Raw genomic sequence first — 17618 nt, forward strand, 5'->3', positions numbered from 1 at the left:
ACATGACCCTGACTCCGCTTCCACTGCCCGCCGCACGCGCGGCGCTGCTGCTGGCGCTGCTCGCCGGCGCGCCGGCCTTCGCCCAGTACAAGTACGTCGATGAAAAGGGCGTGACCGTGTACACCGACCAGCCGCCGCCGAGCGGCGCGCGCGGCGGCGCGGCGCTCGACCTCGGTCGCGGCGGGCCGTCGGCCGACGCGCTGGCTGGCCTGCCCTATTCGCTCGCGCAGGCGGTGCGCAAGGCGCCGGTCACGCTCTACACCCAGAGCGGCTGCGCGCCCTGCGACCTCGGCCGCGACCTCCTCAAGGCGCGCGGCGTGCCCTATACCGAGCGCACGCTGCCGACCGGCGCCGATCTCGACGCCTTCCGCAAGCTCGGCTTCAGCGAGTTCCTGCCAGCGCTCACGGTCGGCGCGACCCGGCTCGCCAATTACAACCCCGACGACTGGCGCGCCGCGCTCGATGCCGCCGGCTATCCGCGCAGTTCGGTGCTGCCGCGCAGCTGGCGCAATCCCGAGCCGGCGCCGCTGGTGGCAACCGGCGCCCAGCCGGCGCCCGCCACCGCGCCCGGCCGGCCCGCCGTCGAGCCCGATCCCACCCCGGCCTCGAGCACGCCCGCGCCGGCCACGCCGCCCGGCTTCCGCTTCTGAGCGCGAGCTGCCGGCCGGTCGGCACGACGACCGGCCGGCACGCACTGCCCGCACGACAATCCGACAGCCGCCACAAGACCGGGCGATCGTGCAAGCGAGTCGGCCGAATAACGGCGATATTCGCGGCGATCCACGGTCAGCCCGACCGATACCGACCCGGACAATCGAGATTCCGGATTTCTTCCCGCAGGCCCGCAACTCATGAATGCCAAGTGCGACATCGGCGCCCCCGCCGATCCGACCCTGACAGACGGCGTCCCGCCATCGCAGGCGCCGACCCGGCCTCCGGCCAGCCTCGTGCACGGCATTGACACCGCACCCGCGGCCGCCAGCGCGACCGCCGTCGTCAAGACCGGCAAGCCGCTGACCACCGAGTCGATCGACAAGGTCCGCAACGAACGTGACCGACTGCGCAGCCTCGTCTCGCAATTGCGTGAAAAGAAGGCGCCTGCGGTTTCGGCCGCCGGCGCGCCCTCGCATGTCATGCGCAAGCTGGACGAGGCACGCAGCCACAATCAGGCGCTTGCCAGCCAGCTGGAAGAAGCACTCGCCGACGTGATCAGACGGCGCACCGAGATTCGCAGGCTCCAGCTCGCGCTCAAGGAACTGCGGGGCGAGAAGAAGACCCTGCGCCACGACGGCCTCATAGCCGCGCGCGATCTGCGCCATGTGACGCAGCGACTCGAACGTCGCGACCGCGATCTCGACAAGCTGCGCAAGAGCTTGAAGCGCACGCGCGAGACGCTCACCGCCACGCGCGGCCTCGCGCGCGACCGCCTCAACGACGTCAAGCAGCTGCGCGTCAAGCACAAGGCGGCCATGGCCGCGCTGGCGGAGCGCTATCGCGAGCAACTGCGTGAAGCGCGCCGGCAGGCGCTGCGCGCCACGCGTCAGGTCGGCGCGCTCGAAGCCAAGCTCGCTGCCGCCCTCGCCGCCCGCGCGGCCACCCGCGACGAAGCCCGCGCCACGCTGGCCGAGGCACGACGCCAGCGCAACCAGCACGAGATCGAACTGAACCGGCGCGACCGCCTGCTGCAATCGGCCGAGCTGCGCGGTCAGCGTCTCACGGCCCAGATCGAGACGCTGCACGTCCAGGCCCGACGTGCTGCCGACCGTCTGGCCGCCGCCCAGGCCGGCACCGCGCGTGTCAGCACCAGGCTCGACACCAGCCTGAAGGACATCGGCCGTTTGCGCGCCACCGTCAAGCAGACCCGCGCCGAGCGCGACACCGCGCGCGCCGCGCTGGCCGAGGCTCGCGCCAGCGCCCGCAGCAGCGGCAACGACCTGCTGCCCCAGCTCATCGCGCGCGGCACGAGCATGGTCGACGCCTGCGTGCGCCATGTGCGAACCCAGCTGGCCGAACGTGCCCGCGTCGATGCGCGCGCCTTCGCGCATGCGCTGATGGACGACGAGGTGACGGTCGAGATCGGCACGCTCTGCTCGGGCATCTACGCCCATGCCGACGGCTTCCAGCCACTCGCGCGCCATCTGTTCGCCAAGGTGCGCCCGGCCTGGGTCAGCCGGCATGCGCCGGCCGAATGGATCGATTCGCTGCTCGCCGGCGACCTCGACGCCGGCCGCGCCGCCTTTGCCGACTGGCTCGCCGCCCTGCCCGCCGCGCCCGACGCGACCCAGGCCACCCAGCTCGCGTGCATCGCGCAGCGGCTCGTCGCGCAGCGCCAGCTCGACCTCGCCATGACGGCCGTGACGCGGCTCGAACCGCTGCTCGACCTGCTCGACGATGAGCAGCGCATGCGCAGTCGCTGGCTCGTCGAGCAGCTCGCGCGCTGGCAGGCCGCGCGCCTCGACGCGCAACGCCATCCCGCCGGGACCTGCGACGGCAAGATCCGCTTCGGCATCATCGACTACAAGATGCTCGACTACGACAAGGCGTCGTCGAACATCGGCGATCACGTGCAAACGCTTGCAAGCCTGTCGAACGTCGTGCGCTTCAAGAACGTGAAATTCACGAGCCAGGAGCCGGGGCTGGCCGAATGGGTCGACAACCTGCGCACCCGCCTCAACCCCGACTACGTGATCGACGGCCCCGAGAAGGAAGTCGAGCTGGTGCTGGTGGACCGCGACTTCTCGCACAGCCGGCATTACGCCGAGCCGGTGTGGATGATCGGCTTCGGCTGGTACATGCACCCCAACTTCCGCGACTACTTCGACTTCCCGTTCGCGCCCAACCTGCGGCCGATCTTCGTCTCGTTCCACGTCAACAACCGCGCCTTCCTCACGCCCGAGGCGATCGACTACCTCAAGGCCAACGGCCCGATCGGCTGCCGCGACTGGACCACGGTGTACCTGCTGCGCGAGCACGGCATCGAAGCCTTCTTCTCGGGCTGCATGACGACCACCGTCGGCAAGGTCTTCCCGCGCCGCACCACCACCAGCGAACGCCAGCACGTGGCGCTGGTGGATTACCGGCCCCAGCCCGGCGAGTTCGAGGGCAAGGAGGTGAGCAAGTTCACCCAGGCCGGCACCGACGTTCGCCACAACAGCTTCTGCCGGAACATGGACGACGCGGTGAAGCTGCTGGAGGGCTACCAGTCCTACGAGGTGATCGCCACCTCGCGCCTGCACTGCTACCTGCCCACCACGGCACTCGGCATGGACGTGGTGTTCAAGCCGCGCAGCATGTCGGACATCCGCTTCGAGGGCCTGGTCGAGCTGGGCGAGCACGGCTTCGCGCGCATCCGCGACGGCATCGAGGCCAAGCTCGCCAGGGTGCTCGAAGCCGCCTTCTCGGGCGCGAGCGAGGCCGAGGTGCGCAAGGTCTGGCGTGATGCCTGCGCCCCCGACCTCGCCTTCGCCGACGAGTACTGCAAGCGCGACATCGACCTCGGCCTGGCTTCCTTCGACCCGGCCGCGCTCGCGGCACAGCTGCGCGAAGGCGCGCTGCACGGCGGCCGCGCCGCGCGGGCCGACGACATCCAGGTCGCGTTCGCGGTCGATCACAACCTTGGCGAGGAACTGCCGGTGGTGCTCGAATCGGCGCTCGCCAATGCCAGCGCGCCGCTGCATGTGCATGTGATGACGCGCGGTCTCGACCGCGGCTACTGGGAGCGGCTGATCGCCGAGTTCGGCGACCGCGCGAGCCTGAGCTTCTACAACTTCGACGTGGTGGACTACGGCGACCAGCTGCGCATGCTCGTGCACACCACGGTCTCGACGATGGACCGGCTCATGCTGCCCGACCTGCTGCCCGAGATCGGCAAGGTCATCTACCTCGATGTCGACATCCTCGTGCTCGGCGATCTGGCCGAGCTGTGGGCGGTCGAGCTGGGCAATGCGCCCATCGCCGGCAAGTCGAGCACCTTCGCGAGCTGGCGCTACGGCTACAACATGGCCTACCGCGCCGCCGGCACGCTGTCGCACCGCAAGGCTTGGCAGCTGCGCCGCGCGATGCATGCGAAAGGGCCGCTGGTGTTCCAGGCCTTCAATGCCGGCGTGGTGGTGCTCAATCTCGCGCGCATGCGTGCCGACGACTTCGCCCGGCATTACGTCCCGCTCATCGAGCGCTACGGCATGAACGATCAGGACGCGCTCAACGTCTATGCGCGCGGCGAGCGCGTCCACCTCGGCATCGAGTGGAACGCGGTGCCGAGCCAGGACGTGACCGACGACGCCAGGATTCTTCACTACGCCGGCCCGGTGAAGCCGTGGAACGAGCTCTCCATCACGCGCGGCCGCGAGTTCAACGACTACAAGGCGCGCTATCTCGCGCGCACCGGACGCAAGGCATGAGCACTCCCCCACGCCCCGCCGTGCCCTCGCTGTCGGCCGACGCCGCGCGTGCCGCCGCCGTGGCGCCGCCCGAAGAGGGCGCGCCCGAAGCAACGCCGCCCGACCGCCTCGCCCAGCAGCAGAAGTCCACCGCCTCGGGCGCCAACCGCCATCCGCATGTGCTGGGGCCGCTCTCGCGGCTGCCGGCGCTCACGGCGCTCGGCCGGCCGCCGCGCATCCTGTCCTTCGGCTGCTCGGTCGGGCACGAATGCATGGACCTGGTCGAGGCCTTTCCGGGCGCCGAGGTGTTCGGCTGCGACGTCGATCCCGCCGCGCTGGCCGAGGCGCGCACGCGCTGCGCCGGCAAGGCGACGATCTTCGAGTCGTCGCGCAGCGGGCTGGCCGAGCACGGGCCCTTCGACCTCGTCACCGCCTTCAACGTGTTCTGCCGCTACCACCAGACGGCCGGGCATGACGACATCAGCCCGATCTACCCGATCGCGTCGATGAACGAGGGCCTGCTCGCGATCGACGCACACCTGCGCCCGGGCGCGGTCATCGCGCTCTACAACACGCCCTACTTCTTCGAGCACACCGTGCTGGCCGATCGCTACGAGCCGAGCGGCTGCCCCGACTTCCCGGTCAACGGTTGGATGGAGAAATGCGAGGGCAGCGGCAAGCGCGTGTCCACCGTCCACTTCGTGGCCTACGGCACGCGCTACAACCGCGACGAGTATGCGAAGGCGATGCGCGAGCAGCGCCTGACCCTGCTCGACGCGCCCAACATCAGCGTCGAACACGACCGTCTGCCCGATGCCGAGCACTTCGGCTCGCTGTACGAGATCGCCTGGATCAAGCGCCGCTGATCCGCCCCGGGGCGCGGCTTCGCCCCGCCAGCACGAGCTTCACCGCATGACCACTGCCACCGCCCAGGACTGGGCATCGCTCAGCAAGCTCCTCAAGTCCTTCGGCCCCGACCATCCGCAGGCCCAGGCCGGTCTCGACGAGTTCCGCGCCACGCCCGACTACGCGGCCATGGTCGCGCTGTGGGAGGCGCATGCCGACGGCCAGGCGCTGCCAGCCGACGCCTGCGCCAGCGTGCTGCGCAGCAGCGGCTCGGCGCGCATCGTGTTCGGCATCGCCCACGGGCTGGCCGCGAACCGCATCCGCATGCGCTCCAGCCTGCGCAGCGAGGCCGAGAAGTGCGCCGAGTTCGGCCTCGATCACGCGCGCCTGAAGCGCGACATCAACGACTTCCTCAGCGCCGAGCCGGCCTGGGCCGCGCGGCTCGATGCCGCCACCTACGGCTCGGAGAAGTCGCGCGCCATGATCGCGAGCCGCGAGCGTTTTCTCGGCTTCCAGGACCGCGCGATCGACAGTGGCCGGCTCGAATTTCCCGACCCGTGGACCGGCGCGCCCTGTCATGCGACCGACTGCTTCCATCTGTTCGGGCGCGCGGTCTATCTCTTCCTCGGCACGAAGCCCTTCTATCTCGTGACCGGCGGCGCGGGGCACAAGGCCGTGGGCCTGCTGCTGCCGGCACTGCGGCTGTTCCTGGACTTCGAGGCCGGCCTCGGCGCCATCACCAAGGACGAGGCGCTCGCCACCTCCTTCGGCGCCCAGCTGTTCCGGCTCGCGCGCCATGCCGATGCCTTCCTCGCCCTCCTCGCGCGCACGCCGGCCCAGCTGGCCGAGCCGCGCCGCATCGCGCTGCGCGTCGGCCGGGCCGAGAACTTCGCGCACTGGCACTGGAACTTCCTGACCGGTGTCGAACGCCAGGTGCTGCGCGGGCCGACGCCGCGCGTCGAATCGGTCATCACCGGCGGCTCGGAGTTCTTCGCGCCCTTCGAGCGGATCTATCCGGAGTACGCGCACTGCCATGTCGAGAGCGACGCTGGCCAGACCGATCCCTGCCCGTTCGCGCCCGACCGGCTCATGGTGGCGACCGGCGGCTACTTCATCCCGGCCTCGCTGCGCGCGCGGCTGATCGAGTGCGCGCGCCGGCTGCCGGTGGCGCGCGAGACGGCCGTGCAACCCGAGCAGCTGCCGGTCGACGCCTGGCCGGTGATCTGGTTCGGCATGCGCACCGGCTCGCGCGCCTGGATCGGCCAGGCCGAAGGCATCGCGCGGGTGATCGCGGCGGTCGGCGCGGAGTTCCCGCAGGCGGTGTTCCTGCTCGACGGCTTTTCGTATCCGGTCGGCAAGGACCTCATCACGCACAAGTGGGCCGGCGCGCTGGAGGCGCTCGACGCGGTGGCGCATCAGGTCATCGACGGCTGCCCGTCCGGGCTGCGCGCGCGGGTGTTCAACCTCCTGGGCAATTCGCTGCGCGAGAGCGTGCTGCTCGCGGCACAGGTCGATTTCTATCTCGCGCCGATCGGTACCACCCAGCACAAGGTCGGCTGGTTCTGTCGCGGCACGGGCCTGACCTACTCCGGCCCCGACATCGAGAAGACGCCGCCCGACGAGCGTCCCGGCACCTGGGAAGCCGAGGACATCCGTCCGGCCGAATTCGTCATCGGCCGCATCGCCGACGCTGGCGAGCGCCGCAACGAGTACGACATCCGCAACAATGTGCAGAACGTGGAACTCGACGTGGACGACATCGTCCGCCGCTTCCTCCGCTCGCTGCGCGACATGCAGGCGACGCGGGCCCGCTGAGGCCCGCCGGCGCCGCGCGCGGCGCCATGCAACCGCCTCCGGATCACCGCCGTGCAAATCGCCACCTGGAACGTCAACAGCCTCGGCGTGCGCCTGCCGCACGTCCTCGCCTGGCTGCAAGCCAATCCCGTCGATGCCCTGTGCCTGCAGGAAACCAAGCTCACCGACGACAAGTTCCCCGCCGCCGCCTTTGCCGAGCTGGGCTATCACTCGGTCTTCATCGGCCAGAAGACCTACAACGGCGTCGCCATCCTCAGCCGCTCGCCGGCCGAGGACGTGATCGCCGGCCTGCCCGGCTTCGACGACGAGCAGAAGCGCGTGCTGACCGCCACCATCGACGGCGTGCGTCTCGTCTGCGCCTACTTCCCCAACGGCCAGGCGCTCGACAGCGACAAGTACCCGTACAAGCTCGCCTGGTGCGACGCGATGCTGCGTCACGCGGGCGAGCAGCTCGCCGCGCATCCGAGGTTCGCCCTGCTCGGCGACTACAACATCGCCCCCGAGGACCGCGACGTGCACGACCCCGCCGCCTGGGAAGGCCAGGTGCTGGTGTCGCCGCCGGAGCGCGAGCGCTTCCGCGCGCTGCTCGGCCTCGGTCTCGCCGACGCGTACCGGCTGTTCGACCAGCCCGAGCGCTCTTTCTCGTGGTGGGACTACCGCCAGCTCGGCTTCCAGAAGAACCGCGGCCTGCGCATCGATCACATCCTGATGTCGCCCGCGCTGCGCGACAGCTGCACCGCCTGCACGATCGACCGCGCCGAACGCAAGAAGCCCCAGCCGTCGGACCACGCGCCGGTGGTGGCGACGCTGGCATGAGCGCGGCCGGCCCCACGGCGCGGGCAGACGACCGCGAAGCCCGTGCGCCCGGCGACAGATCCGGCCATCCCGCCGATCTGGCCGTGCTCATCGAAGCGATCCAGGACGCCCTGCCGCAGACCCAATGCGGCCAGTGCGGTCACAAGGGCTGCGCGCCCTATGCCGAAGCCATCGCGCGCGATGGCGAAGCCATCAACCGCTGCCCGCCCGGTGGCGCCGACGGCATCGCCCGGCTCGCCGAACTGACCGGTCGCGATGCGATCCCGCTCGACCCGGCCTGCGGTGCCGAGCTGCCGCGCGCGGTCGCGCTCATCGACGAGGAGGCCTGCATCGGCTGCACGCTTTGCATCAAGGCCTGCCCGGTGGACGCGATCTTCGGCATGCACAAGCGCATGCACACCGTCATCCCCCAGTTCTGCACCGGCTGCGCGCTCTGCGTGCCGCCCTGCCCGGTCGATTGCATCTCGATGCCGCAGACGCTGCGCGACGGCCAGCCCGTGCCGCCCTGGACACCGGCCAACGCCCGTGCCGCGCGCCAGCGCTTCGAGGCGCGCACGCTGCGCCTCGCGCGCGAGCAGGAGGAGCGGGAGCGGCGCCTGCAAGCGCGTTCATCTGCCGCTGCCGCGCCGCGCTCCACGTCCGATGCCGCCATTGACGGCGCCGCGCCGGCAGCCGGCGCCGCGCCGCTCGCGGATACCCTCCCGCCAGCGCCCGCCGGTGCCCGGCCCGACGCCTCGGCCGCGCTACCGGCGCCCCAGGCGACCGGCACCGCCTCGCCGGCCGACGACCGCAAGCGCGCCACCGTCAACGCGGCCATCGAACGCGCCCGTCAGAAGGCCGCACTGCGTGAAGCCGCCGCCCGCGCCATGCGCGATGCAGGCTGAATTCCGTCACCCCACGCACGTCCCTCCCCCGCCCATGCGCGCCGACAAGATCGAACAACTCTTCGCCCGCTTCGAGCAGGCCAATCCCCTGCCCGTCACCGAGCTCGAATTCACCACGCCCTTCGAGCTGCTCATCGCTGTACTGCTCTCGGCCCAGGCCACCGACGTGAGCGTCAACAAGGCCACGCGCAAGCTGTTCCCGGTCGCCAACACGCCCGCCGCGATGCTTGCGCTCGGCGAGGAAGAGCTGGCCGGCTACATCCGCACGATCGGCCTCTACAAGAGCAAGGCAAAGCATGCGATCGAGACCTGCCGCCTGCTGCTCGAACGGCATGACGGAAAGGTGCCGCGCTCGCGCGAGGCGCTCGAAGCGCTGCCGGGTGTCGGCCGCAAGACCGCCAACGTGGTGCTGAACGTCGTCTTCGGCGAGCCGACCATGGCGGTCGACACGCACATTTTCCGGCTCGGCAACCGCATCGGCCTCGCGCCGGGCAAGACGCCGCTCGATGTCGAGCGCGGCTTGCTAAAGGTGATCCCGCCGCGCTTCATGGTGGACGCGCATCACTGGCTGATCCTGCACGGCCGCTATGTCTGCAAGGCACGCACACCGGAATGCTGGCAATGCGCCATCGGCGACCTGTGCGAGTACGAACCGAAAACACCGGCGCCAAAGCGCTGATATCGAAGCGCAAATGAAAAAGCCCCGGTGAGCAGAACTCACCGGGGCTTTTTGTATCTGGTGGGGTGGCGAATGGGACTCGAACCCACGACAGCCGGAATCACAATCCGACAATAAATTTCATAAAAATCAATAACTTATAAATCATCACTCGGAACAAAAACATTCGCCAGCTCAGTAAACGGCCCAAGGGTAAAGCTCAGCATTCCAAGATTTTTACCCCACTGGTCAGGCTGCGCCGCCAGCGCTGTGCGCGAGGCGCTGGAGTACCCGCGCGACGTGGACCGCTCGCTCTACGTGTTCGGGAACAAGTCAGGCAGCCCGTACACGAAGAGCGGCGCCGGCACGATCTGGGGCCGGCTGATGGACAAGTACATGGAGAAGCACGCCGACACGGGCGCGCGGCGCTTCGCCCTGAATCACATCCGGCCAGCGGCGATCACCGAGAAGTTCGAGCGGCGGGATGCGGACCGGTATGACTTCGCCGCGCACACGCAGACGGCGACGACGGATTCGGTTTATGACCGGCGGGCAATTAGACGCTCCAAGCCTCTTAGCTAAGGGCTTGCATCTACGTCGTCGTGCAACCCGAGCACCCGAAAAAACGCGTATCCACCTTCAATCGTGAAACTGGCCTTGTAGCGATCGTCTGGTGTGACGTGAATGGTATAGACAGGGACGTCTTTACCGTCGTGTCCTTTGGCCTTTTTCGACTTAAGCGGATGAAAGTGAAGTTTCGCTGGGTACGCATTTCTAGGTACCAGCAAGATGGAGCCGATTGCGTCTCGCACCTGGCGTCGCAACGGCTCATCAAGCTTACTGAACGCCTTCACGAACCTAGGGTTAGACAGATCGACGCCTACTATCTGTAACTGATCGCCGTCCATCAGGTTCACAAAAGGTCGAAAAGCTTCTCCAGCTCAGCTTGACTGTGCGCCACGAGTCGTGTCGGTGCACTTTTTCTTGAACAGACTTCAGCATCATGTTCAAGGACTGCCCAGCGGAGTTCTTCCGCTTTGCTGCGGGCTAGTCGAACTGCTCCCTCAAGCCGTTGAAGCGTACCAGCAAGCTTTGAGAAACCGCCGGCAATCGATGCAAGCTCACGAGTGCTTGCTTGCAGGCTAATTAGCGCCGCCGTGTACCCATTAAGTTGCTCGACAAACGTCAGATCTTCGTCGAGAAGATCATCTAGTTGATCGCGTTCGATCTCAGCCGCAAGCCCACTCATTCTGACCGCCTGATCGACAAGCTTAGGGAGTTGCTTGTTGAGCGACCAATTCAGCGGCAGTTCAATGACGGCAACAGGAAAGCGGCTTAACCACCTGGTCCACTGCGGAAGCTTGAGCTCCTTTCGCTCCAGTCGGCGAAGTTCGCTCTTGCCACGGCTCACCAGATCGGCAACCGAAATGCAAGCATCCACGTTTTTACCCGTTTAAGTTAGTCAGTAAGACAGTCGGCACCACCTCGGAGTGCACCAGAGTTGGCGCTGTCTTGTGCCGGTCCGTCCAGCGGAGTTACACGGCAACGCGTCCGATTGTGCATGAACATCCGGACCATGCAGCGCCCTGTGTGACCAGAAAACCGACCTTTTATCGGAACATCGTCACGCCGATCTGAGCACCAAGACAGAGCTGTGCATGCGAAAAAAATGGCGCTTCCCGTAGCAGGAAGCGCCATTTTTGCAGCCTTACGTCTTCCAAAAACTTTTGATTTGTTCCAAAAAACAAACCAAGTGAATCGTAAGTGCTTGATTTTATGGGGTGGCGAATGGGACTCGAACCCACGACAGCCGGAATCACAATCCGGGACTCTACCAACTGAGCTACCGCCACCACCGAAGCCGCAGATTATGCAGCAGCTTGACCAAAACTGACAAGCCTGATGGCACACACCCTGTTGCACAACCCTCCTTGGCAGGTCGCCGAGGATCATGGTTGCTCATTTAATTTTCACCCGGATATATTTCACGCATTATTTTTTATCCGGGTATTATTGGCAAATGAACAAAGCTCCGATTACCTACACCAGCTTCGCCGGTCATCGACGAATTGCCGCCGGCTCCTTGCTTGACAACGTGCTGGCCGCCCGGGATGCGCTCGGCGGCGGTGCATCGGAAGGGCCGGTGCTGGTGTTTGACGATATGACAGGCAAGGTCGTTGACGTGGATACGCGAGGGTCCGCAGCGGACATCGCCAACCGGCTGGCAGCGTTGACGCCAGCGGTGGTCGCGCCTTTCAATGAAGCGGACTCGCACCAGCCTGACGAACCCCGAGGACGCGGACGCCCACGCATCGGGGTAGTGCCGAGAGAAATCACGCTATTGCCCCGCCATTGGGAATGGCTGGCCGCTCAACCGGGCGGTGCTTCGGTGGCGCTGCGCAAACTTGTCGAAGACGCACGCCGCAGCAGTGCGGCGAAAGACAGACAGCGCGAGGCGCAAGAGCGGGCATACAACTTCATGTCGGCGATGGCCGGCGACCTGCCGGGCTTCGAGGAAGCCACACGCGCGCTCTTTGCCAACGACTTGACACGCTTGAACGAGATCACGGCCGCCTGGCCTTCCGACGTACGCACGTACGCGCAGAAACTCTCGGCCAGCGACATCGAGACGAGCGCGTGACGTCGCCCGTCCGCCATCTGACACCGACACCACGGACCGGCCACGACTTCATCATGCGCTGTCTGTCTGGAGGGTGAGATCGTGATGCTGAACCTGCTGCACCGGCGGGATGTGGCCGACTACGGCACCATCCTCAACGAGGAGACGGGCATAGCGAGCGGCTGGGATTCGATGTGGCAACGCTTCACAGCGCGCATGGTCGCCGAGACCAAGGTGGCGCGACAGTTCGGCGCCCACGACATCCGCGCGAAGTTCAGCAGCAACGCAGACAGCAACAAGTGGGCGCTGCTGTCGCATGCGAAGGTCGTCACGACGGGCCGGCACTATCGGCGGAAGGCCGAAATCGTCGAGCCGGCGGCCCGGAGGAAGCCGCCCAACGGCGGCTGATTGGCACGGAGGTCGGTGATTGGCACAACAGGCAATCGTCGGAGCGCGCTAAGCCGTTGATTCAATGGCCTGCCCGGAGGGAATCGAACCCCCGACCCACGGCTTAGAAGGCCGTTGCTCTATCCGACTGAGCTACGGGCAGCCGACGAAAGGCGGCGGATCATAGCACCGCGCCTTCGTTCAACCGATCCCGAAACTCAGCCGAAGCGCGCCGGGCCAGACTCCCCCGCGAGACGATCGAGCATCGCCGCCGACGGGAGGATCGGCGTGACGAAGCACACCGAATATTCGGAACACACGCTGCACGACGGCGCCCGGCACACCGACACCTCCGCGCGATCGCAGAGCTGCTTGTAGAAGAATTTCTTCCAGCGCATGTCCTGCGAGTTGCGCGCGCGCAGCGCCGGAAAGCAGTCCGCCATCATCCGTGTGAGCTGGGGTCGCTCGGGCAGACCGAGGTCTTCCCACAGATGGCCCTCGCCCATGCACGACCAGGCAATCCAGCGCGCGAGCGCCAGCCCCTCCTCGCCGGCCACGACAAGGTCTTCGAGCAGCAGACCGAGCAGATCGGCGTACTCCTCGTGACGGTCGGGCACCGCCATCAATTCACAGCGCTCGCCCGCGACCTGTCCGAAGGTCGCACACCAGCGCGCTTCGATCCGACCGGCTTCGGCTTCGCCGAAGCGATCGCACAGGAACCGGGCGAGCGCGACTTCCATCGCTCAGGCCTCGACCGGGCCGTGCGTGTAGCACTTCTTCGGGCAGACCTTCGAGCAGGCCGTGCAGCCGATGCACAGTTCCTGATGCGCGATGGTCATGACCTTCTTCTCGTATTCCTCGTCCTCGTCGTCGTCTCCCGACAGGGCCAGCTTGTCGCCGTCCTCGTTGACGCCGAAGAGTTCGAGGACGCCGCGCGGGCAGACCTTGAAGCAGCGGCCGCAGCCGATGCAGGTGTCTTCGTTCAGTTCCTGGACGAATTGCGGCGTCCAGCTTTCGCCGCTGGGCAGCGTGACCGAAAAGGCGCTCATCGTTTACTCCTTAAGCGGCGGATGCGGCTGCCTGGGCCTTGCGGGCCTCCATCAGCGCGGCATGGGCGTCATGGGCCTTCTGGGCGACTTCCATGATCTTTTCCCAGTTGGTCGGCAACTCTTCGCTCAGGTCGTGCAGATCCATCTTGGCCTGCGTGGCTTGCGCGTTGAGCTTCTTGATCTTGGCCTTGAGTTCTTCGGCGCTTTCCATCTTTCAGCCTCCGTAATTCACGACGTCCGGGTACTTCCGGACCATCTCGACCGCTTCGTTCACGAATTTGTTGCCCTGCTCGGAGAGCTTGGCCAGCGACGCGAAGCCGAAGCGGTGCACATCGCGCAGCTGCTTGTTGACGACGATGAGACGGCCGGCAATCAGCACCATGCGACCGAAGCCTTCGTGGCTCATCTTCATCATCGGGGTGACGATGTTCCCGGTCTCGCGCTCAATGCAGACAGCGATCGCGTTGTAGAACAGCTCCAGGCGCCAGAGCACTTCGGGGTCCGGGTCACCGATGATGGGAATCTCGCGACGCTTCTCGGCGTTCAGGATGAACGGATCGAGCAGGTCGAGATCGGTCTTGTTGTCCCAGGTGCCATGCATGTCCTGGGCGCGCAGCATCTTGATCATCTGCTGCACGAAAGGCGTCGCGAGGAAGGCCTCGTCGCTGCCTGCTTCAATGGTGGCTTCAGCCATGTTCAACCTCGTCGTCTTCAAAGTCTTGGGTCTTTTCCTGACCCTTGGTCAGGACCTTGCGCAGCCACGGCGGCGGCGTGCCCTTGAGCACCGCTTGCAGCTTTTCGATGATCTCGGCGATCGATTCCGGTTGCGGAACCTTGATCGGATGGATCTTGGCCGCGACGACACGCGCCGCGCCCGAGCCGCCGATGGCGGCGACGTACAGGATTGCGCAGTCCTTGACCGCCTCGATCTTGGGCGCGAGCTTGTCCTCGTCACCGTCCTCTTCGAGCTTGCCGCCGAACTCGTGGCTCTCGATCAGTTCGGCGCTGTCGGACGTGACCTCGTAGATGACGATGTTCTTGGCCCAGCCAAAGTGCGCATCGACGCGCACCTTGTCCTGGGTGGAGAAGGCGACTTTCATGACGCGGCTCCTGTGGTGGAAAGGGATTCGTTCTGAAGCGTGACGTCGCTCGACACCGCGGTCGCGCAACCGCAACCGCCGGTGCCGCAACCGCCGCCCGCGCCGTCCTGCACGACGATGGGCTGGACACCCTGGGCCGCCGCGAGCGACTCCGGCGGCAGCGGCCAGGAGTCGGCCTCGCCGTGCCAGATGTTGTCGGCCAGCAGGTTGCCGATGTCGTAGATGAGATTCATCGTCCCGCGATAGCCGACCGACACGCGATGCGCATTGCCGATGCGGTCGAACATCGGGATGCCCATGCGGTAGAAGGGCTTGTCGAGCCGCGCCGCCGCCTGCCGACCGTGCGAATGCGTGACCATCAGGTCGCATTCCTTGGCGCCGATCTCCAGGTCTTCGAGGTCGCCGATGACGACCTTCTCGGTCGGCACGCGCTCCAGTACCGGCGAGTGCGTGGTCGTGATGCAGGTGTGCAGCGTCGCGCCCATCTCGTGCATGAGCGAGCCGGCCGCGAACAGCAGATCGGGCTCGGCGCCGATCGCGACCTTCTTGCCACCGAAGTGGAAGTGGCCGTCGAGCATCGCGTCGAGCAGCTGGCCGCGCTCGCGCCGGTACTTCTGCGGCACGGGCTTGCCACTGATCTGTGCAATCGTTTGCAGGAAGTTGTCGCAGGGTTCGAGGCCGGTGAGGCGGTCGAACACGTGGTACGGCACGCCGGCGCGCATCTCCAACTCGATGGCGGCGGAGCGCATCGACTCGCCAATGGCGATGGTCGCGATCGAGCCGCCCATGGTCGCCATCTCGTCGAGCGTCGTGCCGCCGAGCGTGAAGCCGCGCCAGTCCTCGGGAATGTGGCCGTCGAGCGAGCGCGCGACGTTCGGCAGCACGATCGGATTGAGCCCGAAGCGCTCGAAGATCTCGCAGATTTCCTCGATGTCGCCCGGCGTCAGATGCGCGCCCGGCAACAGGTTGACCTGCCGCTCGATGCGCGCACCGAACGGCGTGCAGAACTGCTTGACCATGTTGAGCGTGGCCTTCGCATAGCCGTCCTCGAAGGCACCCACGTAGTCGGGCGTCGAGACGTAGAGCAGCGCGGTGTCGTCCAGCTCGGGCTTGCGCTTGCGCACCAGTTCCAGATAGCCGTCGACGTCATCGCCCTTGGTCTCGGTCAGGCCGGTCGAGCACACCGCGATCAGCTTGGGCTTGGCGCGGTTGCGGATGTTGAGGAGCGCCGTCTCCAGGTTCTCGTAGCCGCCGAGGATGGTCGTCACCTCGTTCATGGCCGTGGTCTGGAGCGGAATCGCTTCCTTGAAGTGACGCACCAGCAGCACCAGCCCGAAGGACGTGCAGCCCTGCGAGCCGTGCATGACCGGCATGCAGGCGTCGAGGCCCATGAACGCATAGGCCGCGCCCAGCGGCTGACTCATCTTGAGCGGATTGACCGCGCAGGCCTTCTTCGATTCGACAACGGTTGCCATGTCGCTCGCCTGCTCAGTGCGCGTGGGCCGCGGCCTCGCGGCCTTCGTTCAGCGCGTGTTCGCGGGCGACGATGCCGGCCTCGCGCACCGGCTGGGGCATGCACATCTCGGGCGCGGTATCGGCCGGGATCATCTCGGCGCCATCCCAGGGCGCCGGCAGGCGCACGGCCTTCCACACCGGATTGGCGAGTGCCTTGTCGATCTCGTTGACGAGCGTGACCATGCCCTCGTAACCACCGTAGGCGTAATGGCGCTCCTGGTTGATGTCGAGCCAGGGCATCTTTGCCTTCAGCGCCACGAACTGCGAGCGGCCACCCGACAGCATGATGTCGGCGCGAGCGTCCTTCAGCATCTTGTACATCTCGCGCGGCGACATGTCGTCGATCATGTGGGCGTCCTCGCCCATGATCTCCTTGATGCGCTCCTTGTCTTCCTTGGTCGACTTCTTGACGCTGGTGCCGACGATCTCCATGCCGGCTTCTTGCAGCGCCGCCACGACCGACCACGACTTCACGCCGCCGGTGATCAGCAGCACGCGCTTGCCTTGCAGGCGCGGCTTGTAGGCCTGGATGCGCTCGTAGGCACGCTTTTCCTCGGCGGCGATCAGCGCCTCGGTGCGGTCGAGCAGCTCGGCGTCGGCGCCCTGCTTGACCAGCAGCTTCGAGATCTGGCGCAGCGTGTCGCTCATGTCGCCGATGCCGTAGAAGGAGCCTTCGAAATACGGGATTCCGTACTTCTTCTCCATCTTGGTGGCGACGTTGATCATCGACTTCGAGCACACCATCATGTTGACCTTCGCGCGATGGCTGCTCGCCACCTCGTGATAGCGGCCATCACCCGAAATGCACGACAGGATGCGGATGCCCAGCGCGTCGAGCAGCGGCTTGATCTGCCACAGCTCGCCCGACAGGTTGTACTCGCCGATGATGTTGATGTCGTACTGCGTGGTGGTTTCGGGCTCTTCGGTGCCGATCACGTAGTCGAGCAGAGCCTCGGCGCCGAGCTTGTTGCCGAGGTTCTTCGGCCCGGCAAAGCCCGGCGCGTTCACGGGGATGACCGGCTTGCCGAACTTCTCGCTCGCGCGCTTGCACACGGCCTCGATGTCGTCGCCGATCAGCGCCGTCACGCAGGTCTGGTACACGAAGATCGCGGGCGGATCGTACTTCTCGATGATCTCGCGGCAGCTCTTGAACAGCCGCTTCTCGCCGCCGTACACGACGTCAAGTTCATTGATGTCGGTGGTGAAGCCGGTGCGGTAGGTATCGGCGCCCGACGAAAAGCTGTGGCGGTTGTCCCAGCTGTTGCCCTCGCAGGCGATCGGGCCGTGCACGAGGTGGGCGACATCGACGATCGGCTGCAGCGCGATCTTGGCGCCATCGAATGCGCATCCGCCGGCGGCGGCACCTGGCGACAGCTGCTTGGTGCAGCCCTTCTTGCGTTCCTTCTCCGACTTGCCCTGGTTCTTGTCGCAACCGGGTTCGTCGAAGACTTCAGCGATCTTTGCCTTGAGTGACGCGGCCATGGCAGCCTCCGTAAGGTTTGCTGCAAGGCATTCAGCACGAACGGTGCCAACCGACAAAGCGCCCGAA

General features: G+C 66.4%; 18 protein-coding genes and 3 tRNA genes. 10 read left to right on the forward strand and 11 right to left on the reverse strand.

Annotation, left to right across the window (positions count from 1 at the left end):
• Window positions 1-2 precede the first annotated feature (2 nt).
• From H566_RS0103625 to nth, 7 genes are all read left to right on the forward strand, one after another.
• Window positions 3-650, forward strand: coding sequence for a DUF4124 domain-containing protein (locus H566_RS0103625; RefSeq protein ID WP_028310362.1), 648 nt, complete (start codon window positions 3-5; stop codon window positions 648-650).
• Window positions 651-851: 201 nt separating this feature from the next.
• Entirely contained in the window at window positions 852-4400 is a 3549-nt protein-coding gene (locus tag H566_RS0103630; protein WP_028310363.1) for a glycosyltransferase family 8 protein, read from the forward strand.
• On the forward strand, window positions 4397-5245 hold the full coding sequence (locus H566_RS0103635) for a class I SAM-dependent methyltransferase (RefSeq protein ID WP_084544718.1): 849 nt from the start codon (window positions 4397-4399) through the stop codon (window positions 5243-5245). The genes H566_RS0103630 and H566_RS0103635 overlap by 4 nt, the downstream gene beginning before the upstream one ends.
• Before the next feature lie 46 nt (window positions 5246-5291).
• A complete protein-coding gene (locus H566_RS0103640; RefSeq protein ID WP_028310365.1) occupies window positions 5292-7040 on the forward strand; it encodes a hypothetical protein in 1749 nt (582 codons plus the stop codon).
• Between the two features lie 51 nt (window positions 7041-7091).
• Window positions 7092-7856, forward strand: a complete 765-nt coding sequence (locus H566_RS0103645; protein ID WP_028310366.1) for an exodeoxyribonuclease III — start codon at window positions 7092-7094, stop codon at window positions 7854-7856.
• On the forward strand, window positions 7853-8740 hold the full coding sequence (locus H566_RS29590; protein WP_084544823.1) for an RnfABCDGE type electron transport complex subunit B: 888 nt from the start codon (window positions 7853-7855) through the stop codon (window positions 8738-8740). The genes H566_RS0103645 and H566_RS29590 overlap by 4 nt, the downstream gene beginning before the upstream one ends.
• A 34-nt stretch (window positions 8741-8774) precedes the next feature.
• On the forward strand, window positions 8775-9419 hold the full coding sequence (nth, locus tag H566_RS0103655; RefSeq protein WP_028310367.1) for an endonuclease III: 645 nt from the start codon (window positions 8775-8777) through the stop codon (window positions 9417-9419).
• 61 nt (window positions 9420-9480) lie between these two features.
• On the opposite strand, the gene H566_RS28770 is transcribed toward nth, so the two are convergent.
• Window positions 9481-9570, reverse strand: a tRNA-His gene (locus tag H566_RS28770).
• Between the two features lie 128 nt (window positions 9571-9698).
• On the opposite strand from H566_RS28770, the gene H566_RS0103660 reads away from it, so the two are divergent.
• The gene (locus H566_RS0103660) at window positions 9699-9980 is read left to right on the forward strand and encodes a site-specific integrase (protein ID WP_156924281.1); all 282 of its coding nucleotides are present in this window, start codon (window positions 9699-9701) and stop codon (window positions 9978-9980) included.
• 331 nt (window positions 9981-10311) lie between these two features.
• On the opposite strand, the gene H566_RS28775 is transcribed toward H566_RS0103660, so the two are convergent.
• Both H566_RS28775 and H566_RS0103665 read right to left on the reverse strand, forming a co-directional pair.
• Window positions 10312-10839 carry a hypothetical protein gene (locus H566_RS28775; RefSeq protein WP_156924282.1) on the reverse strand — a complete coding sequence of 176 codons (528 nt, stop codon included), beginning with the start codon at window positions 10837-10839 and terminating at the stop codon, window positions 10312-10314.
• 336 nt (window positions 10840-11175) lie between these two features.
• A tRNA-His gene (locus H566_RS0103665) sits at window positions 11176-11251 on the reverse strand.
• 167 nt (window positions 11252-11418) lie between these two features.
• Between H566_RS0103665 and H566_RS22710 the strand changes: the two genes are divergently transcribed.
• Window positions 11419-12039, forward strand: a complete 621-nt coding sequence (locus H566_RS22710) for a DUF2239 family protein (RefSeq protein WP_034410406.1) — start codon at window positions 11419-11421, stop codon at window positions 12037-12039.
• Window positions 12040-12123: 84 nt separating this feature from the next.
• A complete protein-coding gene (locus H566_RS0103675; protein WP_028310369.1) occupies window positions 12124-12426 on the forward strand; it encodes a hypothetical protein in 303 nt (100 codons plus the stop codon).
• Window positions 12427-12491: 65 nt separating this feature from the next.
• On the opposite strand, the gene H566_RS0103680 is transcribed toward H566_RS0103675, so the two are convergent.
• The 8 genes from H566_RS0103680 to nifE all read right to left on the reverse strand — a co-directional run bounded on the left by H566_RS0103680 (window position 12492) and on the right by nifE (window position 17551).
• A tRNA-Arg gene (locus H566_RS0103680) sits at window positions 12492-12568 on the reverse strand.
• Window positions 12569-12623: 55 nt separating this feature from the next.
• Entirely contained in the window at window positions 12624-13145 is a 522-nt protein-coding gene (locus tag H566_RS22715) for a nitrogen fixation protein NifQ (protein WP_211238028.1), read from the reverse strand.
• Window positions 13146-13148: 3 nt separating this feature from the next.
• Window positions 13149-13454, reverse strand: coding sequence for a ferredoxin III, nif-specific (gene fdxB, locus H566_RS0103690; protein ID WP_028310370.1), 306 nt, complete (start codon window positions 13452-13454; stop codon window positions 13149-13151).
• Window positions 13455-13464: 10 nt separating this feature from the next.
• Window positions 13465-13665 carry a CCE_0567 family metalloprotein gene (locus H566_RS0103695; protein ID WP_028310371.1) on the reverse strand — a complete coding sequence of 67 codons (201 nt, stop codon included), beginning with the start codon at window positions 13663-13665 and terminating at the stop codon, window positions 13465-13467.
• 3 nt (window positions 13666-13668) lie between these two features.
• A complete protein-coding gene (locus H566_RS0103700) occupies window positions 13669-14148 on the reverse strand; it encodes a NifX-associated nitrogen fixation protein (RefSeq protein WP_028310372.1) in 480 nt (159 codons plus the stop codon).
• A complete protein-coding gene (gene nifX / locus H566_RS0103705) occupies window positions 14141-14554 on the reverse strand; it encodes a nitrogen fixation protein NifX (protein WP_028310373.1) in 414 nt (137 codons plus the stop codon). Before nifX ends, H566_RS0103700 begins: the two co-directional genes overlap by 8 nt.
• Window positions 14551-16029, reverse strand: coding sequence for a nitrogenase iron-molybdenum cofactor biosynthesis protein NifN (gene nifN, locus H566_RS22720; protein WP_084544719.1), 1479 nt, complete (start codon window positions 16027-16029; stop codon window positions 14551-14553). Before nifN ends, nifX begins: the two co-directional genes overlap by 4 nt.
• Before the next feature lie 13 nt (window positions 16030-16042).
• On the reverse strand, window positions 16043-17551 hold the full coding sequence (gene nifE / locus H566_RS22725; RefSeq protein WP_051377967.1) for a nitrogenase iron-molybdenum cofactor biosynthesis protein NifE: 1509 nt from the start codon (window positions 17549-17551) through the stop codon (window positions 16043-16045).
• Window positions 17552-17618 lie beyond the last annotated feature (67 nt).

The organism is Derxia gummosa DSM 723, from assembly GCF_000482785.1.
In the GTDB taxonomy this organism is placed as follows: domain Bacteria; phylum Pseudomonadota; class Gammaproteobacteria; order Burkholderiales; family Burkholderiaceae_E; genus Derxia; species Derxia gummosa.